The following is a 23,118-nucleotide window of genomic DNA, read 5'->3' on the forward strand; positions in this document are numbered from 1 at the left end:
ACTCGGTTACAATGCCCGCGCAGCCGCTGCGGCGCTGCGCTTCCGACTATCCGCCCAAACAGGAGAAAAATATGTTTTCCAAAAGTCTGACCATCGAAAAATTCGACCCCGAACTCGCCGCCGCCATCGCCGCCGAAAACCAGCGCCAGCAAGACCATGTCGAGCTGATTGCCTCGGAAAACTACGTCAGCCCCGCCGTGATGGAAGCGCAGGGCAGCCAGCTTACCAACAAATACGCCGAAGGCTATCCCGGCAAACGCTATTACGGCGGCTGCGAACACGTGGACGTGGCCGAGCAGCTGGCCATCGACCGTGTGAAAAAACTTTTCGGCGCCGCCTATGCCAACGTGCAGCCGCATTCCGGCTCGCAGGCCAACCAGGCTGTGTACACTTCCGTGCTCAAACCCGGCGACACCATTTTAGGCATGAGCCTTGCCCACGGCGGCCACCTGACCCACGGCGCGAGCGTCAATATTTCCGGCAAACTCTATAACGTGGTGGCCTACGGTTTGAACGAAGACGAAATTTTGGACTACGACGAAGTCGAACGCCTCGCGCTCGAACACAAGCCGAAAATGATTGTGGCCGGCGCATCGGCCTACGCGCTGGAAATCGACTGGGCGCGTTTCCGCCAGATTGCCGACAAAGTGGGTGCGTATTTATTCGTCGATATGGCGCACTACGCCGGCCTGATTGCCGCCGGCGAGTATCCCAACCCCGTGCCGCACGCCGATTTTGTTACCACCACTACCCACAAAACCCTGCGCGGCCCGCGCGGTGGCGTGATTCTCTGCCGCGACACCACCCACGAAAAAGCGCTCAACTCGGCGATTTTCCCCAGCCTGCAAGGCGGCCCGCTGATGCACGTGATCGCCGCCAAAGCCGTGGCCTTTAAAGAAGCGCTGAAACCCGAGTTCAAAACCTACGCCAAACAGGTGAAAGCCAACGCCCAAGCAATGGCCGAAGAGCTGGTCAAACGCGGTCTGCGCATTGTAACCGGCCGCACCGAAAGCCATCTGTTTTTGGTCGATCTGCGCCCGAAAAACATCACCGGCAAAGCCGCCGAAGAAGCCTTAGGCAAGGCGCACATCACCATTAACAAAAACGCCATTCCCAACGACCCGGAAAAACCCTTCGTAACCAGCGGCATCCGCGTCGGCACTTCGGCGATTACCACACGCGGCTTTAACGAAGCCGATGCCCGCGCACTCGCCAACCTCGTTGCCGACGTGCTCGACAATCCCGACGACGAAGCCAACCTCGCGCGCGTCGCCGAAAAGGTCAAAGCGCTGTGCGATAAAAATCCGGTTTACGGCGCGTGATTGAATTGCTCGGATAGATAAAGGCAGCCTGAAAATGGGAAATTCCGTTTTCAGGCTGCTTTTTTGTCTTCCAAGCACCTTTTTTACGATTATTGAACACAGTGTAAAGCAACGGTTACAATCCGCCGTGCTTGGCAATAAGCCTATTGTTTAACCCAATGGCGGCAAAATGCCGCCTGATTTTTTATCAAAAGAAACGAGCAAATAATGTCTGCCCCTACCCGTAAATTTCTCAAACCGTTCAATGCCGCGTTGGCAGCATTGCTGTTGGCTTGCGCCGCGCCCGCTTGTGCGGACAACAACGAAACAAAATTTCAACAAGCCAATGCCGCTTTTGAAGCAGGCAATTACCAGCAAGCCTTTCGCTTATTGCAACCGCTTGCCCAGCAGGGTAATGTCAGCTCACAAAACAAATTGGGCTTGATGTATGAAAACGGTCTGGGCGTGGCGCAAAACGATAAGCAAGCCGTGGCGTGGTATCAAAAGGCGGCGCAGCAAGGATTTGCTTTGGCGCAATTTAATTTGGGCAATATGTATTACAACGGAACAGGCGTGGCGCAGGATTATCAACAAGCCTTTGCTTGGTTTCAAAAAGCAGCCAATCAGGGCAATGCTGACGCGCAATACAATTTGGGTTTGATGCATGTTCACGGTCGCGGTGTGCCACAAAACAATAAACAAGCCGTGGCGTGGTATCAAAAGGCGGCGCAACAAGGCGATGTTCGGGCTCAAGTCAATTTGGGCATGATGTATGCGGAGGGTCGCGGCGTGGCGCAGGACGACAAACAGGCGGCAGCATGGTGGGAAAAAGCGGCACAACAGGGAGATACTGGGGCACAGCACAATTTAGCCATGATGTATGCAGAAGGAGTTGGTGTAGCGAAAAATCTGCAACAAGCCAAATTCTGGTGGCAAAAAATATTGGCACAGCCTGATACACCAAAGAATGCTGTAGCCAAAGAACTCGCCCGCAAAAATCTACAAAAATTAAAAAACAGCGGCATTCGTTAAATTGAGGCAGCCTGAAAAACTGGATAATGGTTTTCAGGCTGCTTTTGGGTTGCGGAGAATTGATTTCAGGCTGCCTGTTTATTTGCCCTCGTTTTCGCTCAGATATACCGGCTTGTCCTGCGCATCGCGCGGCAGGATCAGGTTGAGCAGCACGGCGGTGATGCCGCCGGCGGCGATGGCGTTGCGGAACACTTCGGGCAGGGTTTTGAACACTTCGGGCTCGAAGGCGACGCCCAGGCCGATGCCGACGGCGGTGGCGGCAATGACGGCTTCGCGGCGGTTGATGCCGTGGGTCATAATGATGCGCACACCGGCGATGGCGATCAGGCCGAACATCAGCACCATCGCGCCGCCGAGCACCGGTGAGGGGATGGTGGTGAACAGGCGGCCGACGGCGGGGAAGAGTCCGGCCAGCACCAAAATGGCGGCGATGTAGCGGCCGATGTGGCGCGAGGCGACGCCGGTCATCTGGATAACGCCGTTGTTTTGCGCAAAGGTGGTCAGCGGCAGCGAGCCGAGCGCGGTGGCGATAACCGATACCAGTCCGTCGGCAAACACGCCGCCGCGCAGGCGGCTTTGGAAGGCATCGCCTTCGTAGGGCTGGCCGGACACCATTGCGGTGGCGGTCAGATCGCCTACCGCTTCAAACACGCTCAAAAGGTAAATCACCGCCGCCACCCAAAACGCGCTCCAATCGAAGGCGAAACCGTATTTGAACGGTACCGGCACGGTAAAGAGCGGGGTGTTGTGCAGCGGCGAAAAATCAACCATGCCCATCGCCAGCGCCGCCAGATAGCCGGCAACCAGGCCGACGGCGATGCCACTCATGCGTAAAAACGGGTTGCGCATGCAGTTAAACAGCAGCACCACCACCAGCACGAACGCGGCCAGGCCGATGTTTTGCAGCGAGCCGAAAGCGTCGCTGCCTTTGGTGTGGAAGCCGCCGCCAAAATCGGTGATGCCCACATCGATCAGGCTCAGGCCGATCAGCAGCACCACCACGCCGCTGACCGTGGGCGTGATCACCCGCTTCAGATAGGGCAGCAGCCAGGCCGCGCCGCACACCAGAAAGGCGCCGGCAAAGGAAACGCCCAGCAGGGTTGAGACCATCGCGTTTTCGTCCACGCCGCCCGCTTTCATGCCCAAGCCCAACGAAATCATCACGCCGACAAAGGAAAAGTTTACCGACTGGATCGACAGCAGCCCCGAGCCCAGCGGCCCGAAACGGCTGACCTGCAAAAAGGTGCCGATGCCGGAGGCAACCATCGCCATCGACACCAGATAGGCGGTCATTTCCGCCGGCAGATTGAGTGCCTTGCCGACAATCAGCGCCGGCGTAACCATTGGCACGAAAATCGCTAAAAGGTGGGTAACGGCGGAAAGCAGCGATTTGGCAAAGGGCGGTTTGTCTTCCAAGCGGTAAACCAAATCCGCTTCGGCAGCGGCATGAAGATCGGCATCGGCCATGATGTTTTTCCTGTTCGTGTGTGTTAAAGGGGCGCGATTGTAACGCTGTTTGCGGCTGCGGATAAAGGCAGCCTGAAAGCGGGGCAGGGGGTTTTCAGGCTGCTTGGGGGGCAAGGGCTGCCGCAGGTTTTCAGGCTGCCTGAAACTTTCGCGGCAAGCCCTTATCGCTTTCAGGCTGCCTGAAAAACGGATAAAAAAACGCCCCAAGCGTTTTGGGCTTGGGGCGCGGTTTTATTGCGCGGTGTCTGCGTCCGGCCGGCTGCTGCCGGTTTCTTTGTCAAGACTGAAGCTGCCTTCTGCCGCTTGGGCGTTTTCAGGCTGCTCTGCTGCGGCGGGGGCGCTTTGGTTTTCGCGCAGGTTGTGGCTGTAGTCCTTGGGCGGGCTGGGCTGTTTGCCTGCCATGATTTCGATGACCTGGTCGCGGTCGATGGTTTCCCATTCCATCAGCGCGCGGGTCATGGTTTCCATTTTGTCGCGGTTCTCGTCGAGAATTTTGTAGGCGATGGCGTATTGCTCGTCGAGAATGCGGCGCACTTCGGCATCGACTTCCTGCTGGGTTTTCTCGGAGATGTTTTGCGAGCGGGTGATGCTGCGGCCGAGGAAGACTTCGCTTTCGTTTTCGGCATAGACCATCACGCCCATTTTTTCGCTCATGCCGTAGCGGGTAACCATTTCGCGTGCCATGTGGGTGGCGCGCTCGAAGTCGTTGGATGCGCCGGTGGAAATGCGGCCGACAAACAGGTCTTCGGCAATGCGCCCGCCAAACAGGATCGAAATCTGGTTGAGCATCTGGTCTTTGTACATGCTGATGCGGTCGCGCTCGGGCAGCTGCCAGGTCAGACCCAGCGCACGGCCGCGCGGCATGATGGTAACTTTGTGCACGGGGTCGGTGCCTTCCAGGCTTTCGGCAACGATGGCGTGGCCGGATTCGTGGTAGGCGGTGGCGCGTTTTTCGTCTTCGTGCATCACCATGCTGCGGCGCTCGGGGCCCATGTAGATTTTGTCTTTGGCGTCTTCAAAGTCGCTCTGATCGACCTTGATTTTGTTGCGGCGGCCGGCAAACAGGGCGGCTTCGTTGACCAGATTAGCCAAATCGGCGCCGGAAAAGCCGGGGGTGCCGCGCGCTAAGGCGACCAAATCGACGGATGCGTCGAGCGGTATTTTTTTGGCGTGGACTTTCAAAATCTGCTCGCGACCGCGGATATCGGGCAGCGGCACGATGACCTGGCGGTCGAAGCGGCCGGGGCGCTGCAGGGCGGGATCGAGCACGTCGGGGCGGTTGGTGGCGGCTACGACGATCACGGTTTCGTCGCTGTTAAAGCCGTCCATTTCCACCAAGAGCTGGTTGAGGGTTTGCTCGCGCTCGTCGTTGCCGCCGCCGAGTCCGGCGCCACGCTGGCGGCCGACGGCGTCGATTTCGTCGATAAAGATGATGCAGGGGGCGTTTTTCTTGGCCTGCTCGAACATATCGCGCACGCGGCTGGCGCCGACGCCGACGAACATTTCAACGAAATCCGAGCCGGAAATGCTGAAAAACGGTACGCCCGCTTCGCCGGCAATCGCTTTGGCCAGCAGGGTTTTGCCGGTGCCGGGGCTGCCGGCGAGCAAGATGCCGTGCGGCACGCGGCCGCCGAGGCTCTGGTAGCGGTTGGGCGCTTTGAGGTAATCGACGATTTCCTGCACTTCTTCTTTGGCTTCGTCGCAGCCGGCCACATCGGCAAAGGTTACGACGTTGGCGTCTTTATCCAGCAGGCGGGCGCGGCTTTTGCCGAAGGAAAACGCACCGCCTTTGCCGCCGCCGCTTTGGGCGCGCATAAAGTAGAAAAACACGCCCACCAGCAGCAACAGCGGCAGCCAGCTCACCAGCAGGCTGCTGAGAAAGCCGGGTTTTTCTTCGTGGATGACTTTGAAACGGACTTTGTTGTCGGTCAGTGTCTGCACCAGTTTGTCGTCCAGCGGCGCGTTGGTAACAAAGGACGATTTTTCGCTGTCTTTGCGCTGGCCTTTGATCACATAGCCGGCGGGCGAGCCTTCAAGGCTCACATTGTCGATGTCGCCGCTTTTGACCTGCTGGATAAATTGCGAATACTCGATTTGCTGGGTGCCGCCGCTGCCGTTTTTCATCATGTTTTGCAGGCCGAAAAATACGGCCAGCAGCAAAATGCCCCACAGCAAGAGGTTTTTTAGGTCGATCCGCACAGAAACAAACTCCTGTTAAAAAGATTCAAATAAAGGGGACGGATTGTAAAACAGGGCAAAACCCTTGTCAGCGTTTATTTCTGCCCAAAAGGTAAATCTCGTTCGAGCGGTTGCGCGAGGCTTCGGGCTTGCGCGTGGCCACGGCGGCAAATACCGACTTCATGGCAGCTTGAAACTCCTGAAAACCGCTTCCCTGAAACACTTTGACCAAAAACGTGCCGCCGGGTTTCAGATGTTCGGCGGCAAAGTCCAATGCCAGTTCGCACAGATAGATGCTGCGCGTTTGGTCGATCACGGCATTGCCCGCCATATTGGGCGCCATATCGCAAATTACAAGGTCGAGCGGCCGGCCGGCCAAAAGCTGCTCAAACTCAGTCAGCACGGTGCTTTCGCGAAAATCACCCTGGATAAAATCGACGCCGGCTATCGGCTCCATAGGCAGGATGTCGAGGGCGAACACCTTGCCGGTATTGCCCGCCAGCTTGGCTGCCACCTGCGACCAGCTTCCCGGCGCGCTGCCCAAGTCGGCCAGCACCGTGCCGGGTTTGATGATTTTGTCTTTTTCGTTGATTTCCAGCAGCTTGTATGCGGCACGGGCGCGGTAGCCGTCTTTTTTGGCCATGTGGACGTAATGGTCGTTCACATGCTCGTGCAGCCAGGCTTTGGAGGATTTGGAACGTTGTGCCATAGGAGTGTGCTTCAAATCATGCTTTCAGGCTGCCTGAACGGCTTTCAGGCAGCCTGAAAAACATTGCGGGAAAGAGCGGGGCGGGTTTACTGGTCGACAAACGCACGCTCGATCAGAAAATCGCCGCGTACACCGACTTTGGGCGATTCGACCAGGCCGAAGTCGTTAAGCACCTGGCGGGTGTCTTTGAGCATGGCCGGGCTGCCGCACAGCATGGCGCGGTCGTCCTGCGCGTTGATTTTCGGCAGGCCGATGTCTTCAAAGAGTTTGCCCGAGCGCATCAGGTCGGTCAGGCGGCCGGTGTGTTTGAATTCTTCGCGCGAAACGATGGGGTAGTAGATGAGTTTGTCGCGCACCATTTCGCCGAGGTATTCGTCGTTGGGCAATTCTTGGGTGAAGCGCTCGTAGTAGGCCAAATCTTTTTGGTAGCGCACGCCGTGCACCAGGATCACTTTTTCAAACATCTCGTAGATGTCGGGGTCTTTGGTTACCGCCAAGAAGGGGGCGATGCCGGTGCCGGTGGACAAGAGATACAGGTGTTTGCCGGGGTTCAAATCGCCGGCGACCAGAGTGCCGGTGGGTTTTTTGCTGATCAGTACGTCGTCGCCGACTTTCAGATGCTGCAGGCGGCTGGTGAGCGGGCCGTCGGGCACTTTGATGCTGAAAAATTCGAGGTGTTCTTCGTAGTTGGCGCTGGCAACGCTGTATGCGCGCATCAGCGGTTTGCCGTCCACCATCAGGCCGACCATGACGAACTGGCCGTTTTCAAAGCGCAGCGATTCGTCGCGGGTGCAGGTGAAGGTGAAGTAGGCGTCGGTCCAGTGGTGGACGGAGAGGACTTTCTGGGTATTGAATGCGGCCATGGCGGTCTTTCTGAAGGTTGATTGGGATGAGGGGGCGGCTTTGAGGCAGCCTGAAAACGCTTTTCAGGCTGCCTGTGCGGCGCTTATGGGTTTTCAGGCTGCGGTTGGTGTTCGTTTTTTTGGTCTTTAAACTGCATTTTGCTCAGGTGGGCGTAGCGGCCGCCTTTGGCTAGTAGCTCGCGGTGCGTGCCTTCTTCGTCGATGCGGCCTTCGTGCATCACGATGATGCGATCGGCGTTTTCGATGGTTGATAGGCGGTGGGCGACGACGATGGTAGTGCGGTCGGCCATCAGGCGGTCCAAAGCAGCCTGAACCAGGCGCTCGGATTCGTTGTCGAGTGCGCTGGTGGCTTCGTCCAGAATCAGGATCGGCGCGTTTTTCAGCAGGGCGCGGGCAATGGCAAGGCGCTGGCGCTGGCCGCCGGAAAGTTTGATGCCGTGTTCGCCGATCTGGGTGTCGAGCCCCTGCGGCATGTTTTCGATAAATTCCCAGGCATTGGCGGCGCGGGCAGCCTGAATAATGTCTTCGCGCGAAGCGTTGTGGCAGGCGCCGTAGGCGATGTTTTCTGCCACCGTGCCGTTAAACAAAACCACATCCTGGCTGACCAGCGCCATGCGCTCGCGCAGCGACTGCAGGCTCAGATTGCGGATGTTTTCGCCGCCGATGCGCACTTCGCCGCCGCTAGGATCGAAAAAGCGCGGCAGCATATTGACCAGCGTGGTCTTGCCGCAGCCTGAAGCGCCGACCAGCGCATATACTTTGCCGGCGGGAATGTGCAGGTTGACGCCGTTGAGGCTGTTGCGCTCGGCACCGTCGTAGCGGTGGGTCAGGCCGACAAACTCAATATCGCCCGGCTCGGCAGGCAGGGTTTTTACGCCTTTGTCTTCTTCTTCGGGTTCGTCGAGGAAATCGAAAACGCTCTGCGCCGCCGCCAAGCCGTGCTGCATCGACTGTACCACGCCGGTCAGGCGTTTGATGGGGTCGAACATCATAATCATGGCGGTGAGAAAAGACATAAAGTCGCCGGCGCTGAAATTGTTGCTGCGCGCCTGATAGGCGGCGAAATAGAGAATCACCGCCAGCGCGGTGGCCACCAGCAGCTGGGTGACGGCGGAGCTAACCGAAGACGCGGCGGTTTGCTTGACACCGTTGCGGCGCACGGCGCTGGCGGCATTGGCAAAGCGGCTCTCTTCATAGTGCTGGCCGCCGTAGATTTTGATGACGCGGGTGCCGATAACGCTTTCGTTGAGAATCTGGGTAATCACGCCCATCAGACGCTGGCTCTCGTGTGAGAGCTTGCGCAGCCGTTTGCTCACCAGGCGCACGCACAGCGCCACCACCGGCAGCACGGCAAAGGTAATCAGCGTCAGTTTCCAGTCCAGATACATCAGATAGCCCAGTAGGCCGACAACGCTGACGCCGTCTTTGGCAACCACGGTAATGGCGTTGAAACCGGCTTCGGAAATCTGGTTGGCATCGCTCAGCACGCGCGAAACCAGTCGGCCGCTGTTATTGGCGCCGAAATAGCTGTTGGGCAGCCGGAGTATTTTGCCAAACAGTTCGCGGCGCATGGTTTCAACCAGATGGCCGGAAATATAGCTGGTGGTGTATTCGTTGATGAAGTTGAAAATGCCGCGCAGCAGAAACAGGCCGACGATGGCGGCGGGCAGCCAGGTCATCATCGCCATGTTTTTGGCGACGAAGCCTTCGTTGATCAGCGGTTTGATCAGATAGGCAAACAGCGGCGAAGTAACCGCCACCACAATCATCGACAGCACGGACAGCGAAAAAATACCCAGGTATTTTTTCAGATAAACGGACAAACGCCGGTAGAGTGTCCAGGCGGAAACGGACTGCATAGGGCAAAGACTGGGGAAACGGAGAAAGGGCGCGATTGTAAGCGAAAAGGGCAGGCTTCACAAACGCCGGCGGCGGGGCGGCTTTCGTTCGGGGCTTTCAGGCAGCCTGAAAAGGATTCAGGCCGTATCGCCGGCATCAGTATCGGTAAAAAGCTGCTGCTCGTAATCGAAAAGGTCGGGTTCGCTGCGGCGCAGGCGGCTGTCGATGCTGATGTCTTCTTTAACACGGCAGCAGCAGGGCAGGATTTCGCCGGGCTGCACAAAGGCCATCGGCATGCTGTCGTAGCTAACGCTGCCGGAGAGCAGCTTAACGCGGCAGGAGCCGCAATAGCCGCTGCGGCACTGGTATTCGGCTTCGTGGCCGGTGCGCTCCAGCGCGTCGAGCAGGGTTTCGCCTTCCTGCAGCTCGAAACTGGTGTCGGCGGTGGTGATGCGGGGCATGATGTGCAAAGCAGCCTGAAACGGCTGCGGACGGTGTGTGTTTTGGGTTGCGGATTTTTCAGGCTGCTTTCGGTTTTCGGGCTGCTTTTGCGTTTTCAGGCTACTTTTGCGGCAGCCTGAAAGTCTGTTTACAGCTCGAAACCGCCCAAATCGTCGGCATTGACTTCGGCGTCGATCTGGCCGATCAGGTAGGACGAAATCTCCACTTCCTGCGGCGCCACCTGCACGTTGTCGGAAGAGAGCCAGGCGTTGATCCACGGAATCGGGTTTTGGGTGGATGCGGGGAAGGCCGCCGGCAGGCCGACGGCGAGCATGCGGTGGTTGGTGATGTATTCGACGTACTGGCACAGTATGTCTTTGTTCAGGCCGATCATCGAGCCGTCTTTAAACAGATATTCGGCCCATTCTTTTTCCTGCTCGGCGGCTTTTTTGAACAGCTCGAAGCATTCGTCCTGCAATTCGACGGCAATCTGCGCCATATCGGGATCGTCGGCGCCGCTGCGCATCAGGTTGAGCATGTGCTGGGTGCTGGTCAGGTGCAGCGCTTCGTCGCGGGCGATGAGCTTGATGATTTTGGCGTTGCCTTCCATCAGCTCGCGCTCGGCAAAGGCAAAGGAGCAGGCGAAGGACACATAAAAGCGGATGGCTTCGAGCACATTGACGCACATCAGGCACAGATAGAGTTTTTTCTTCAACTCATACAGCGACACCGATACGGTTTTGCCGTTGATCTGGTGCTCGCCCGCGCCCAGCAGGTTGTAATACTGGGTGTATTCGATCAGATCGTCGTAATAGCAGGCGATGTCTTCGGCGCGGGCGATGATGTATTCGTTTTGCACGATGTCGTCGAACACCACGGAAGGGTCGTTGACGATATTGCGGATAATGTGGGTGTAGCTGCGCGAGTGGATGGTTTCGAAAAACGCCCAGGTTTCAATCCAGGTTTCCAATTCGGGTAGCGACACCAGCGGCAGAAAGCCGACGTTGGGGCTGCGCCCCTGGATGGAATCGAGCAGGGTTTGGTATTTCAGATTGCTGATAAAGATGTGTTTTTCGTGGTTGGGCAGGTTGGCGTAGTCGATGCGGTCGCGCGAAACGTCGATTTCTTCGGGACGCCAGAAAAAGGAAATCTGCTTTTCAATCAGCTTTTCAAAGATTTCGTAGCGCTGCTGGTCGTAGCGCGCCACATTGACCGGCTGGCCGAAAAACATCGGCTCTTTGAGCGCGTCGTTGGGTTCTTTGCTGAAAGTGCTGTATTGCATCACGAGATGTTCGCAGGACATGGCGGATTTCCTTGGTTGGGCCGCCAATGTGCGGCGGTAAATCGTTTTCGGATAATGGTTTGTGTTTTGCTCCGCGTGCGGCGCTGCCGGCGGGCGGGGGGCGATTCTAGCCCAAACTGCCTTCAATCTCCAGCGCTAATAGCCTTATATACTGGATGGAATATGTCGAACAGAAAAACCGCTGGCCGCCGCCATTTTCAGGCAGCCTGAAAGCCGGTTTTTCGCGTACAATGCCCGCTTTCCAGCAAACATCCCGTCCAAAATCCAAAATGACTTCCGACACGCTTAGCAAACAGCAAATTATCGAAATGCGCGCCCGCGCCCAGAGCCTGAACCCGGTGGTGATGGTCGGCCAAAAAGGGCTGACCGAAGCGGTGCTGCGCGAAACCGACAGCGCCCTAAACGCCCACGGCCTGATCAAGGTGCGCGTATTCGGCGACGAGCGCGAAGAGCGCACCGCCATCGCCGACACCCTGTGCCGCGAACTCGGCGCCCAGCTGGTGCAGCACATCGGCAAACTCTTGGTGCTCTACCGCGAGCCGCCGGCAGAAGACAACTAAAGCGCAGCCGCTTCCGGCAGCCTGAAAAGCCTTTTTCATCCGTTTCCCATCCGCAAGGCAGCCTGAAAAGCAGCAGACGGCTTTCAGGCTGCCCGTCCCGTTTAATTGGAGATTGCATGAACAGCCCCATCCGCCGCCCCGCGTTTTTCGTTTCCGACCGCACCGGCATCACTTCCGAAAACATGGGCGACGCCCTGCTCGAGCAGTTTAACGGCCTGAAATTCAAGCGCGCCACCTATCCCTTTGTCGATACCCCCGACAAAGCCCGCGCGCTGGTGCAGATTATCAACCGCACCGCCGAAGAGCACGAAGTGCGGCCGCTGGTGTTTTCCAGCATCGTGAATGATGAAATCCGCACCATCGTCAAAACCAGCGCCGGCCTGCACCTGAGCTTTTTCGACGCCTTTCTCGGCCAGTTGGAAGACGAATTGGGCATGCGCGCCCGCCATTCGGTGGTCAGCCGCGCCCAGAACACCGAGCGTTACGACGCACGCATGGAAGCGGTCAATTTCGCCCTCAACCATGACGACGGCGTTTCCGACAAAAACCTGGAAGAAGCCGACGTGATCCTGATGGGCGTCTCACGCAGCGGCAAAACCCCCACCTGCCTGTATCTGGCGCTGCAATACGGCATCCGCGCCGCCAATTATCCGCTGACGCCGGAAGACTTGGACAGCACCGATTTGCCGCGCATGGTGAAAAACCACAAGCACAAGCTCTTCGGCCTGACCATCGAAGCCGAGCGCCTGCACGACATCCGCCAAGAGCGCCGCCCCGATTCGCGCTATGCCGCGCTGGCCACCTGCCGCAGCGAAGTGGCCGACGCGCAGGCGATGTTCCGCCGCCACAACCTGCCCTTTACCAACACCACCCACAAATCGGTGGAAGAGCTGGCGGTGTCGATTATCCAGGCCTGCCATCTGAAGCGCCGGTTCTGACGGCGGTTTGTTCTGAAATGGTTCTGAAAGGATGCCGCCATGCTTTATCTGGTTTCGGAAGCAGAATTTACCGTCGGGCGGGAAACCCAAGTGTTCGCCGAATCGCCCTTGTCGCCGCATTATGCGGCGGTATTTGAAGACGACGGACAAACCGCCTATTTCTACGCGCTGGATACCCGCAACGAACAACCGATTGCCGAAGCCCTGCATATTTACAATGTTGCCGATGTCAGCGACAGCCATCTGCCGTGCCAAGCGCAAATCTGCTGGCACCACAATCAGGAGATTGCCGTGCTGTTTATCAACGGCTATCCGCATGCCGCCCTTGATTTTGCCGGACGTTTCGGCTTGAACCGCAGCGGTTTTCCCGAACCGGCCGCCGGCAGTATCTGGCAGCGCGCCCTGCTGGAAGACGAGCTGGTGCGCCGCTGGTACGAAGAAGCCGCCGACCCGGCATAGACCGCAGGCAGCCTGAAAACACACCGGATGGTTTTCAGGCTGCCTTTTGACTTTCCGACTGTTCCCAACTGTTCAAGCCCTATCCCGCCATGCCCCTGATTCTGCCCGCCCTGTGTTTCGGATTGGCCACCGCGCTGTTTCTGCCGCGGCACGGCGCATGGTGGCTGTGGCTGGGTGCGCTGGCCGCCGCGCTGGCGCTGGCTTTATGGCGCCGGCGGCGCGGCGGCGGCAGTTTTCAGGCTGCCTGCTGCCTGGCGGCGGCGCTTTCAGGCTGCATTTACGCTTTGGCGCGCACCGATTACGCGCTCGCGCAACGCTGGCCTGCGGAGATTTATCCGCAGGCCGTTTTGCTGCGCGTCGAAATCACCGGCCTGCCGCAGCGCGACGAGAGCGGCCGCACCCGCTTCACCGCCCGCGCCATCACCGACGACGGCCGCGCCTACACGCTGCTGTTTCAGGACTATGCCCGCCGCGAATGGCTGCCGGGCGAAGTGTGGCAGCTTCGGGCGCGGGTGCGGGCGCCGCTGGGGGCGCGCAATCCGGTCGGCTTCGACCGCGAAGGCTGGGCGCTGGCCAACGGCATCGATGGTCTGGCATCGGCCGGCTCGCAGCGTTTCAGGCTGCCTGAAACGCGCAGCGGCGCGGCATGGGGTTTCAACCGCATGCGTTTGGCGGCCAGCCGCAACTGGCGTCAGGCAGACGATTATCCGCGCGGCGCGGCGCTGATGGCGGCGCTGGCGGTGGGCGACGGCTCCGGCCTGCCGCCGCAGGTATGGGCAGCGTTCCGCCCGCTGGGCATCAATCATCTAATCAGCATTTCCGGTCTGCACATCAGCATGGTCGGCGTGCTGGCCGGCTGGCTGTTCAAACAGCTGCTGCGGCTGCTGCCGCGCCTGCCCGCGCGGCCGCGTGTGTGGCAGTCGGCGGCGGGGCTGGCGGCCGCGGCGTTTTATACCGGTTTGGCTGGCTTTGAGATTCCGGCACTGCGCAGCCTGATTATGCTCACGGTGTTTACCGCCGCCTGGGCGTGGCGCGGCAGCTTGAGCGGCTGGCAGGTGTGGTGGGCGGCGCTGACGGCGGTGCTGCTCTACCAGCCCGCTTCGGTGCTGGCGCCGGGGTTCTGGCTGTCGTTCGGGCTGGTGGCAGCGCTGATGTGGGTGCTGGCTTTCAGGCTGCCCGAACACGGCCGTTGGGCGGCGCTGAAGCAGGCGGTGGCCGGACAATGGGCGGCAATGCTGCTGGGCGCGCTGGCAACGGTGCGGCTCTTTGGCACGCTGCCGCCCTTCAGCGCGCCGGTCAACGCCCTGGCGATTCCGTTTTTCTCGTGGCTGCTGGTGCCGCTGGCGCTGGCCGCTTCGGCGCTGCCGTTTGACAGCCTGCGCACCGCCGCCGCCTGGCTGGCTGAGCAGACGGTTGCGCTGCTGCTGTGGCTGGGCGGGCGGCTGCCGGAATACGGTTTTGCCGCCGCGCCGCTGCCGCTGTTTGTGCTGGCGCTCGGCGCCGCGCTGCTGTGGCTGCTGCCGCGCGGCCTGCGCCTGCGGCCGGCGGCTTTGGCGCTGCTGGTGATGTTTTTCGCCTACCGTCCGCCGCCTTCAGGCAGCCTGAAAGCCGAAATCGTCGATGTCGGCCAGGGTTTAGCGGTGCTGCTGCAAACGCCGTCGCACACGCTGCTGTTCGACACCGGAACTCCAGCTTCCGGCCAGACGCTGCTGCCGGTGCTGCACGCGCACGGCGTGCGCCGCATCGACACGCTGGTGCTCTCCCACCACGACAACGACCACGACGGCGGTTATCCCGCGCTGGCGCGGCAGTTTGCCGTCGGAGCGCTGTGGGCGGGGCAGCCCGAGTTCTACCCGCAGGCGCGCTACTGCCGCGACGGCGTCCGCTGGCAGGCCGACGGCGTGCTGTTCGAGTTTGTTACCCCGCCGCCGCAAAAAGGCGAAGACAACGACGCCAGCTGCGTGCTGCGCGCGGTGTACGGCACGCAGGCGCTGATGATTACCGGCGACTTGGGCTTTAAGGGCGAAGAGGCGCTGCTGCAGCGCTACGGCAGCGATATCCACAGCCAGATTCTGGTGCTCGGCCACCACGGCAGCCGCCACGCCAGCGGCAGCGCCTTTCTCAACACCGTCGCCCCCGAGCTTGCCGTGGCCAGCAGCGGTTTTGCCAATTCCTTCAAACACCCGCACCCCGAAGTACAGCTGCGCCTGCGCGCCCACCGCATCCGCCTGCTGCGCACCGACACCCAGGGCGCCATCAGTCTGGACATCCGGCCGGACGGCTTTCAGGCTGCCCCGCAACCGCGCGGCGCATGGTGGCAGAGCAAGCCTTTTTCGCCGCCGCCGGCGCCTTGAGTCAAAACTCGGTTTTTCAGGCTGCCCGCAGCCAAAATGCAGCCTGAAAAAAGCCGGCGGCATTTTTGCGACACTTTTCCGGTTTTTATCTTTGCTTTTATGGGTTTAATCAATGTTTTTACTTGCGCAGACAGGGCAAAAAATATATCATCGCGCACTTTTTGCACAAATCCGACCAACACCGTCATCCGAGAGGCACAGCCATGGCTGCTTTAACCGAATTAGTCAATGTTCACGGACACCGCATCTTTGTGAATACCAACCAGATTCTGCGTTTGGAACCGAAAAACGAAAATCCCGACACCACCACCATCGTCATGCTCGGCAGCGAGGGCGATACTTTTTTTGAAGTGATGGGTCTGGTGGACGACATAGCCGCCAAACTCAACCGCGAAATGTCCGGCTTCTAACCGCCGCCGTTGGTAATATACAAAAAGCAGCCTGAAAAGCGTTTGACACGTTTTCAGGCTGCTTTTTATGCGGCGGATTTGGTTTTCGCTGTCTAGAGAAACTCTCCAAAGCAGCCTGAAAGCCGGTTTTTAGGCTTTCAGGCTGCCTTTAGTCGGCAAAGCGTGCCAGCGCGGCGACGGCGGGCAGTTCTTTGCCTTCGAGAAACTCGAGGAAGGCGCCGCCGCCGGTGGAGATGTAGCCGACCTGTTCGCCGATGCCGTATTTGGCGACGGCCGCCAGCGTGTCGCCGCCGCCGGCAATCGAGAAGGCGCTGCTGTCGGCAATGGCTTTGGCCAGCACTTTGGTGCCGTCGGCGAATTGGTCGAATTCAAACACGCCCACCGGGCCGTTCCATACCACGGTGCCGGCTTTTTTTATGATGTCTGCGAGCACGGCGGCCGATTGCGGGCCGATGTCGAGAATCATGTCGTCGTCGGCCACGTCGTCGATGGATTTGGTTTCGGCTGCGGCGTCTGCGGCAAATTCTTTGGCGCAGACCACATCGGTGGGCAGCGGTACCGCGCCGCCTTTGGCCGCCATTTTGGCGATGATTTTTTTCGCTTCGTCAACCAAATCGGGCTCGGCCAGCGATTTGCCGATGTTTTTGCCCTGCGCCAGCAAAAAGGTGTTGGCGATGCCGCCGCCAACGATCAGCTGATCGACTTTGTCGGCCAGGTTTTCCAGCACCGTGAGTTTGGTCGAAACCTTGCTGCCGGCAACAATCGCCACCAGCGGGCGGGCGGGGTCGCGCAGCGCTTTGCCCAGCGCGTCCAATTCGTCGGCCAGCAGGATGCCGGCCAGCGCCAGCGGTGCGGCGGCGGCAACCGCTTCGGTGGACGCCTGGGCGCGGTGGGCGGTGCCGAAGGCGTCGTTGACGAACACGTCGGCCAGCGCTGCATAGGCTTTGCCCAGCGCGGGGTCATTTTTCTTTTCGCCGGGGTTGATGCGCACGTTTTGCAGCATGGCGATTTCGCCGGCGTGGAGTTTGGGCGGGCTGTCGCGCCAGTCTTTGAGCACCGCCACCTGTTTGCCCAGCAGGGCGCCGAGCTGGCGGGCGACGGGAGTAACGTCGTCTTCGGGGTGGAACTCGCCCTCGGTCGGGCGGCCGAGATGGGTCATCACAATTACCGCGGCGCCGCGGTCGAGACAGTAGCGGATGGAGGGCAGCGAGGCGCGGATGCGGGTGTCGTCGCTGATGCGGCCGTCTTTGATCGGCACGTTCAGGTCGGCGCGGATCAGCACGGTTTTGCCGGCAACGTTTTGTTCGCTGAGTTTCAGAAATTTCATGGTTCAATCCTCGTAAGCTGGCGAAAGCCGGCAGCAGCCGGCGGAAAAATTGGTTTCAGGCTGCCTGAAACGGGTGCTGTGCCGTTTAGGCGGCGGGCATTTCAAGGGCAGCCTGAAGTTTTTGCAACCCTTCCCAAGCCTTGCGTTTGAGCTGGGGCTTGTGCAGCATCTGCTGCGGGTGGTCGATGTAAAAATGCGGCACGTCGGGGGCGATGCGCTGCAGGTGGTCGCGCACGTCGTCGCGCTCGAAAAAACGCCCCATCAGCAGCAGCGCGCGGGCGCCGCTTAGGCGGAACTCGGCATCCACGCGGGCGGCGGCGGCGGCCACGTCTTCTGCGGCCGGTTGCGGGCGGAAGTCGGGCAGGCCTTTGAGCCAGCAGCTCAGATAGCTGTCTTCGCGCGACAGGCGGATGGCGGCGAGCATTTTATCGAGCAGTTCGCCTTCGGCACCGCTAAACAGGCGGCGGGCGGCCACATCGGCGGGCGACGGGCAGACGCTCAGCACCATCAGCCGCGCGGCCGGTACGCGGCCGGCAAGGCGTTCGAGATAGTGTTCGACCGTTGGCGTGGCGGCTGGGCTTTCTTGGACGGCGGCGGCCGGTGCCGGCTCGAGCGTGGTGCTGCCGACACGCTGCAGGGCGGCCAGCCGCGGCGAGTTGGGCGCGGTAGTTGTTTGCGGGGCGCGGGTGGCGCGGGGCGCCGGGGTACGGGCAGGCACCGGCGGCGTTTCGGCAAAGCCGGCACCGTCTGCATGCTGGGCGGCAGCGGCGGGACGGGTTGGGGCGGCAGCCTGAACCTTGTGCGCGGCGGTTTTCAGGCTGCTTGGGTGCTGCGGCGCATCGGTGTTGCCGCCGGCATCGGCTTCCGGCTTTTCAGGCTGCCTGATGCGGGCGGACGCCGGCAGCCACATCGGCCCCAGTCCCAAGGCTTCGTGCAGATGGACATAGCGGGCGTCTAACATAGCTTCTCCATCACCAGCGCGTCTTCGTCGCCGTAATAAGCGCGCCGCCGAGCCAAATCGGCAAAACCGTGGCGGCGGTACAGCGCCTGCGCCGCCAGATTGCCGGCGCGCACTTCGAGAAACACCCGCCGCAGTCCGGCAGCCTGAAACATCTGCGCCAGCAGCGCCGTGGCGATGCCCTGCCGCCGCTGCGCCGGCGCGGTGGCAATCAGATGCAGTTCGGCTTCGTCAAACAGCTGCTGCCAAACGATAAAGCCGGCGCAGCCGGCGGGCGTTTCCGCCAGCCACACCTGGGTGTGCGCTTCATCCAAAGCAGCCTGAAACTGGCCGGCAGACCACGGTTTCGGGTTGCACAGGCAGTCCAAAGCCGCCAGGGCGGCGGCATCGTCGGCAAGTGCGGGGCGCAGGGAAAACATGGCGGCAGGGGCGGGTTGAAAAGGCGGCATTATAGCCCAAATCAGGGGCAGGCGGCAGCGGCCGGGGCAGCCTGAAAACCCTGTAACGGCGGGCGGCGGCGCGCCTGTGCTGCGATTGAGTTTTTTTCAGGCTGCCTTTATACTCGCCCGCTTTGCGCCGCGGCCTTTCGTGCGGCGGTTCGTAAAACAAAATTCCGATATGGGACAAAATGATAATGGACAAAAAAGACCGTAACTGCTCGTTTTGCGGCAAGCCCGAACACGAAGTCAAACACCTGATTGAAGGCGAAAAAGGCTTTATCTGCGACGAATGCGTGCTCGACTGCAGCCATCTGATTCTCAGCGAGCAGACCGAGTCTGCCGTGCCGGCCACCGCTGCCGGCGGCGCCCTGCCGACGCCCGCCGAGCTGACGGCGCAGCTGGACGAATACGTAATCGGCCAGCAGGGCGCGAAAAAATCGCTGGCGGTGGCGGTGTACAACCATTACAAACGCCTGCGCCAACCCAAGTCCGCCGGCAATGTCGAACTCTCCAAATCCAATATTCTGCTGATCGGCCCCACCGGCTCGGGCAAAACCCTGCTGGCGCAAAGTCTGGCGCGGCGGCTGAACGTACCCTTTGTGATGGCGGACGCCACCACGCTTACCGAAGCGGGCTATGTCGGCGAGGATGTCGAGCAAATCATCACCAAGCTCTTGGGCAAATGCGATTTTGACGTGGAAAAAGCGCAGCAGGGCATTGTTTATATCGACGAAATCGACAAAATCTCGCGCAAGAGCGACAACCCGTCGATTACCCGCGACGTATCGGGCGAGGGCGTGCAGCAGGCGCTGCTGAAGCTGATCGAAGGCACCGTGGCCAGCGTGCCGCCGCAGGGCGGGCGCCGCAATCCGAACCAGCAGTTTATCGATGTTGATACCACCAATATCCTGTTTATCTGCGGCGGCGCCTTTGCCGGTTTGGAAAAAGTCATCCGCCAGCGCACCGAAAAAGGAGGCATCGGCTTCGGCGCCACCGTCCACAGTAAGGATGAAAACGCCGATATCGGCGCACTGTTTGAAACCGTCGAACCTGAAGATTTGATCAAATTCGGCCTGATTCCCGAGCTGATCGGCCGCCTGCCGGTAATCGCCACGCTCGAAGCACTGGACGAAGCGGCGCTGGTCAATATCCTGACCGAGCCGAAAAACGCACTGGTCAAACAATACCAAAGCCTGTTTGCGATGGAGGGCGCCGAATTGGAAATCGACGCCGAAGCGCTGTCGGCCATCGCGCGGCAGGCAATGGAGCGCAAAACCGGCGCCCGCGGCCTGAGATCGATTATGGAACGCGCCTTGCTTGACACCATGTACCACCTGCCGGACTGGAAGGATGTGAACAAGGTTGTGGTGGGTAAAGGCGTTATCGAAGAAGGCAAAATGCCCAAACTGCTGCGCGCCGACGGCAGCGAGATCAATCCGCCGGCACAGGCAGCCTGAAAGCCAAAAGCAGCCTGAAAAAACCGCCGCAGCCCTTATCTTTCCCTACCATCCGCCAGAGGAGTAATCCATGAACAGCCAAGCCGCACTGCAAACCGCACTCGCGCACCGTTCCATCCGCAAATTCAAAACCGACCCGATTCCCGCCGCCGTGCTGGAGCAGATTATTACCGCCGGCCAGATGGTGTCCACCTCCAGCTATATGCAGGCGGTGAGCGTGATCCGTGTTACCGATCCGGCCAAGCGCGCCGCCATCCGCGAAATCTGCGCCAACGCCTACAAAGGCAAGATGGGGCACCATTATGTGGAAAACTGCGCCGAGTTTCTGGTGTTCTGCGCCGACGCTTCGCGTCATCTGCGCCTGGCGCCCGATGCCCAGATCGATTGGATCGAAGTGATGATGATTGGCGCCGTCGATACCGGCATTTTCGCGCAAAACGTGCTGCTGACCGCCGAATCGCTCGGCTTGGGCGGCGTGTTTATCGGCAGCCTGCGCAACGATTTGCCGACGCTGGCGCGCATTCTCGAAGTGCCGCACGGCGTGGTGCCGCTGGTGGGCATGTGCCTGGGTTATCCCGACCACGATCCCGGCCAGCGTCCGCGTTTGCCGCTGCAGGTGGTAATGAGCGAAAACCGCTACCGTGAGGCTGAAGATGCCGAGCTGGCGGCTTACGACGAAGTCGTGAAAAAATACTATAAAGACCGCAGCAATCTCGATTTGAGCTGGCAAGACCAAATCCGCGCCAATCTGTGCACCGAAGTGCGCCCCGGTCTGCTGCCGTTTCTTCAGCAGCAGGGTTTTGCCAAAAAATAAATTCGCTGCCCGCCGCCGCTGCCCATGCCGTCAGGCGGGCAGAGCGTTTGCACAGCCGTTTGGGCGTTTTAGCTTCGCAAAGGCAGCCTGAAAAATATGAAAACCGGCTTTCAGGCAGCCTGAAAATATGTTTTCCCGCCCGCCGCTGTTTGTGTCGCGGGCAAAAAACAAACCGATGCCGGTGTCGCAGCCGCACCAAAAAACCGATGGAAACCCGTATGGCCGATTTGCCGCCACCCAGCGTTTTTCTTCCCGACGAAGCCGCCACCCTTGCTTTGGGCGGCGCTTGGGCGCAGCTGCTGCGCGCGCCCTGCGTGGTGTATCTGCAGGGCGATCTGGGCGCGGGCAAAACCACGTTTACCCGCGGCCTGCTGCACGGTTTCGGCCACCGCGGCACAGTCAAAAGCCCGACTTACGCGCTGGTGGAAAGCTACCGCCTGCCACAGGAAAGGGTGTTGCACCATTTTGATTTGTACCGCTTTGCCGATCCGTCGGAATGGGAAGACGCGGGCTTGGACGATTTGTTTGCGGACAACAGCATTTGTCTGATCGAATGGCCCTTGCAGGGCGGAGAGTTTGTGCCCGCGGCCGATTACGTTTTTGATTTGCGCACCGAAGAAGGCGGCCGCCGCTGCTCGGTGTCGGCTTTGAGTGCGGCGGCAGAAGAAGGAGTGGAGTTATGGCGGGCATCAGTCGCCGCAGATTATTGATGTGGTCGGCCGGCGGTTTGCTGCTGGGTTTCAGCGGCAATCTGTTTGCTGCTACCGATATCCTGTCCGCCAAGCTTACCAGCGGCAAAGGCCGCAGCCGTCTGGCCATCGAAACCGCCGGCCGCGTGCGCTACCGCTACTTTATGCTCGATACGCCAAACAGGCTGGTGGTCGATATTGAAGACGTTGTACCGAATAAGGTTTTGTCTGCGCTTGCCGGCCAGGTTCGCGCCAACGATCCGCTGATTGCCGGCATCCGCATCGGCAAAAAAGACGAACGCACCGTGCGGCTGGTGGCCGATTTGCGCGGCAAGGCGCAGGTTGCCGTCAGCAACAGCCCGCTGGCCGACGGCCAAAAGCACCTGCTGCAAGTCGAACTGACGACGCCTAATGCCGCCGCGCCTGCCCCTGCCGTTGCTCCCGCCGCGGCTGCGGCGCCGGCTGCGGCAGCCGATGATCCCATCGGCGATCTGGCGCAAAAACACAGCCGCAAAGCCGCGCCCGCCGCCCAGGATAAGGCGAAAGAGCGCGATAGCGTTGCGCCTGCCGCCCCCGCCGAGCCGGCGCCGGCCAAGCCGGTCAGCAAGCGCCGTCCAATCATCATGCTCGATCCCGGCCACGGCGGCAAAGATACCGGCGCCATCGGTCCCAACGGCGTGCGCGAGAAAGACGTGGTGCTGGCGGTGGCCAAAGAAACGCAGAAGCTGCTGGAAGCGCAGGGCTACCGCGTATTCCTTACCCGCAACGACGACCAGTTTATCCAGCTGCGCGATCGGCGCCAGAAAGCGCGGCAGGCCAAAGCCGATCTGTTTGTTTCCATCCATACCAATTCCGCCCTGAGCAAGGCGGCCAGCGGCATTGATGTCTTTATGTGGGGGCAGGCCAACAGCGAAGCCGTGCGCAAGCTGGCGGAAAAGGAAAACGATGCCGATCTGGTTGACGGCCTGCCGCAAAACCGAAATAAAGAAGTCAATGTCGTGCTAACCGATATGCTGCAAAGCCAGACCGCCAACGACAGCCGCCGTCTCGGCAATCTGGTGCTCGGCCAGCTCGGCCGCCGCCACCGCCTGCACCAAGGGCGGGTCGAGCAGGCCAATTTTGTTGTTTTGCGCTCGCTGGATATTCCCTCGATTTTGGTCGAACTGGCCTTTGTGTCCAATCCCACCGAAGAAAAACTGTTGTCCGAAACCGCGTTCCGCCGCAAAATGGCGGCCGGCATCAGCGAAGGCGTATCGATGTATCTGAAAAAAACCAAGCTGGGCTAGGGGCTGTTTACATTTGGTATTGCGGGGGCTTTTACGCTGCAAAGTAGCCAATACCGCTTTCTGACAACACCCAATGCAAACCGCCCCCAAGCCCGCCGCACAGCCTTTCAGGCAGCCTGAAAGGCTGTTTTTCCGTGCAATCAGGCAGCCTGAAAACCCTTTCCGTTTCCCCATCCCATGCTTACCGACAACCTGCCTGCAGGCAAACTCGACATCATCGGCGACGTCCACGGCCATTTTGACGCCCTGACCGAGCTGCTCGATCATCTGGGCTACCGCGACAACGGCAGCCA

At 60.0% G+C, this 23,118-nt stretch carries 21 protein-coding genes; 11 read left to right on the plus strand and 10 right to left on the minus strand.

The window, feature by feature from the left end; genetic code table 11:
- Positions 1 to 71: 71 nt before the first annotated feature.
- Both glyA and MB824_RS05455 read left to right on the plus strand, forming a co-directional pair.
- Positions 72 to 1,322, plus strand: a complete 1,251-nt coding sequence (glyA, locus tag MB824_RS05450) for a serine hydroxymethyltransferase (RefSeq protein WP_238746596.1) — start codon at positions 72 to 74, stop codon at positions 1,320 to 1,322.
- Between the two features lie 207 nt (positions 1,323 to 1,529).
- Positions 1,530 to 2,333: a tetratricopeptide repeat protein gene (locus MB824_RS05455; protein WP_238746597.1), complete on the plus strand. Its 804-nt coding sequence runs from the start codon at positions 1,530 to 1,532 to the stop codon at positions 2,331 to 2,333.
- 78 nt (positions 2,334 to 2,411) lie between these two features.
- Here the strand turns inward: MB824_RS05455 and MB824_RS05460 are convergent, their stop codons facing one another.
- From MB824_RS05460 to nrdB, 7 genes are all read right to left on the minus strand, one after another.
- Positions 2,412 to 3,800, minus strand: a complete 1,389-nt coding sequence (locus tag MB824_RS05460; protein WP_238746629.1) for a nucleobase:cation symporter-2 family protein — start codon at positions 3,798 to 3,800, stop codon at positions 2,412 to 2,414.
- A 231-nt stretch (positions 3,801 to 4,031) separates the two neighbouring features.
- Positions 4,032 to 5,999 (minus strand): ATP-dependent zinc metalloprotease FtsH, encoded by a 1,968-nt coding sequence (gene ftsH / locus MB824_RS05465; RefSeq protein WP_238746598.1) that lies wholly within the window; start codon positions 5,997 to 5,999, stop codon positions 4,032 to 4,034.
- Positions 6,000 to 6,066: 67 nt separating this feature from the next.
- Positions 6,067 to 6,687 (minus strand): RlmE family RNA methyltransferase, encoded by a 621-nt coding sequence (locus MB824_RS05470; RefSeq protein ID WP_238746599.1) that lies wholly within the window; start codon positions 6,685 to 6,687, stop codon positions 6,067 to 6,069.
- 86 nt (positions 6,688 to 6,773) lie between these two features.
- On the minus strand, positions 6,774 to 7,550 hold the full coding sequence (locus MB824_RS05475; protein WP_238746600.1) for a ferredoxin--NADP reductase: 777 nt from the start codon (positions 7,548 to 7,550) through the stop codon (positions 6,774 to 6,776).
- 83 nt (positions 7,551 to 7,633) lie between these two features.
- Positions 7,634 to 9,409, minus strand: coding sequence for a lipid A export permease/ATP-binding protein MsbA (gene msbA, locus MB824_RS05480; protein WP_238746602.1), 1,776 nt, complete (start codon positions 9,407 to 9,409; stop codon positions 7,634 to 7,636).
- A 117-nt stretch (positions 9,410 to 9,526) separates the two neighbouring features.
- The gene (gene yfaE, locus MB824_RS05485; protein WP_238746604.1) at positions 9,527 to 9,850 is read right to left on the minus strand and encodes a class I ribonucleotide reductase maintenance protein YfaE; all 324 of its coding nucleotides are present in this window, start codon (positions 9,848 to 9,850) and stop codon (positions 9,527 to 9,529) included.
- Between the two features lie 128 nt (positions 9,851 to 9,978).
- Positions 9,979 to 11,112, minus strand: a complete 1,134-nt coding sequence (gene nrdB, locus MB824_RS05490) for a class Ia ribonucleoside-diphosphate reductase subunit beta (RefSeq protein ID WP_238746631.1) — start codon at positions 11,110 to 11,112, stop codon at positions 9,979 to 9,981.
- Positions 11,113 to 11,402: 290 nt separating this feature from the next.
- On the opposite strand from nrdB, the gene yhbY reads away from it, so the two are divergent.
- From yhbY to MB824_RS05515, 5 genes are all read left to right on the plus strand, one after another.
- Entirely contained in the window at positions 11,403 to 11,693 is a 291-nt protein-coding gene (yhbY, locus tag MB824_RS05495; RefSeq protein ID WP_238746605.1) for a ribosome assembly RNA-binding protein YhbY, read from the plus strand.
- Positions 11,694 to 11,809: 116 nt separating this feature from the next.
- Positions 11,810 to 12,631, plus strand: a complete 822-nt coding sequence (gene ppsR / locus MB824_RS05500) for a posphoenolpyruvate synthetase regulatory kinase/phosphorylase PpsR (RefSeq protein ID WP_238746606.1) — start codon at positions 11,810 to 11,812, stop codon at positions 12,629 to 12,631.
- A gap of 39 nt (positions 12,632 to 12,670) precedes the next feature.
- On the plus strand, positions 12,671 to 13,090 hold the full coding sequence (locus MB824_RS05505) for a DUF2251 domain-containing protein (RefSeq protein ID WP_238746607.1): 420 nt from the start codon (positions 12,671 to 12,673) through the stop codon (positions 13,088 to 13,090).
- An 89-nt stretch (positions 13,091 to 13,179) separates the two neighbouring features.
- Positions 13,180 to 15,444 carry a DNA internalization-related competence protein ComEC/Rec2 gene (locus MB824_RS05510; protein WP_238746608.1) on the plus strand — a complete coding sequence of 755 codons (2,265 nt, stop codon included), beginning with the start codon at positions 13,180 to 13,182 and terminating at the stop codon, positions 15,442 to 15,444.
- A 203-nt stretch (positions 15,445 to 15,647) separates the two neighbouring features.
- The gene (locus MB824_RS05515; RefSeq protein WP_238746609.1) at positions 15,648 to 15,854 is read left to right on the plus strand and encodes an ATP-dependent DNA helicase RuvA; all 207 of its coding nucleotides are present in this window, start codon (positions 15,648 to 15,650) and stop codon (positions 15,852 to 15,854) included.
- A gap of 148 nt (positions 15,855 to 16,002) precedes the next feature.
- On the opposite strand, the gene MB824_RS05520 is transcribed toward MB824_RS05515, so the two are convergent.
- The 3 genes from MB824_RS05520 to rimI all read right to left on the minus strand — a co-directional run bounded on the left by MB824_RS05520 (position 16,003) and on the right by rimI (position 18,588).
- Positions 16,003 to 17,181 (minus strand): phosphoglycerate kinase, encoded by a 1,179-nt coding sequence (locus MB824_RS05520; protein ID WP_238746610.1) that lies wholly within the window; start codon positions 17,179 to 17,181, stop codon positions 16,003 to 16,005.
- An 85-nt stretch (positions 17,182 to 17,266) separates the two neighbouring features.
- Positions 17,267 to 18,142: a uracil-DNA glycosylase family protein gene (locus MB824_RS05525; RefSeq protein ID WP_238746611.1), complete on the minus strand. Its 876-nt coding sequence runs from the start codon at positions 18,140 to 18,142 to the stop codon at positions 17,267 to 17,269.
- Positions 18,136 to 18,588: a ribosomal protein S18-alanine N-acetyltransferase gene (gene rimI, locus MB824_RS05530; RefSeq protein ID WP_407659225.1), complete on the minus strand. Its 453-nt coding sequence runs from the start codon at positions 18,586 to 18,588 to the stop codon at positions 18,136 to 18,138. Before rimI ends, MB824_RS05525 begins: the two co-directional genes overlap by 7 nt.
- 185 nt (positions 18,589 to 18,773) lie before the next feature.
- Here rimI and clpX point away from each other — a divergent pair, with 185 nt between their 5' ends.
- The 4 genes from clpX to MB824_RS05550 all read left to right on the plus strand — a co-directional run bounded on the left by clpX (position 18,774) and on the right by MB824_RS05550 (position 22,825).
- A complete protein-coding gene (gene clpX, locus MB824_RS05535) occupies positions 18,774 to 20,036 on the plus strand; it encodes an ATP-dependent Clp protease ATP-binding subunit ClpX (protein ID WP_238746612.1) in 1,263 nt (420 codons plus the stop codon).
- 70 nt (positions 20,037 to 20,106) lie between these two features.
- A complete protein-coding gene (gene nfsA, locus MB824_RS05540; RefSeq protein ID WP_238746613.1) occupies positions 20,107 to 20,850 on the plus strand; it encodes an oxygen-insensitive NADPH nitroreductase in 744 nt (247 codons plus the stop codon).
- Between the two features lie 218 nt (positions 20,851 to 21,068).
- Complete coding sequence (gene tsaE, locus MB824_RS05545; protein WP_238746635.1) at positions 21,069 to 21,560, plus strand: tRNA (adenosine(37)-N6)-threonylcarbamoyltransferase complex ATPase subunit type 1 TsaE; 492 nt, start codon at positions 21,069 to 21,071, stop codon at positions 21,558 to 21,560.
- Entirely contained in the window at positions 21,530 to 22,825 is a 1,296-nt protein-coding gene (locus MB824_RS05550) for an N-acetylmuramoyl-L-alanine amidase (protein ID WP_238746614.1), read from the plus strand. Before tsaE ends, MB824_RS05550 begins: the two co-directional genes overlap by 31 nt.
- Positions 22,826 to 23,118: the final 293 nt, after the last annotated feature.

It is taken from the genome of Kingella pumchi, assembly GCF_022288825.1.
In the GTDB taxonomy this organism is placed as follows: domain Bacteria; phylum Pseudomonadota; class Gammaproteobacteria; order Burkholderiales; family Neisseriaceae; genus Kingella_D; species Kingella_D pumchi.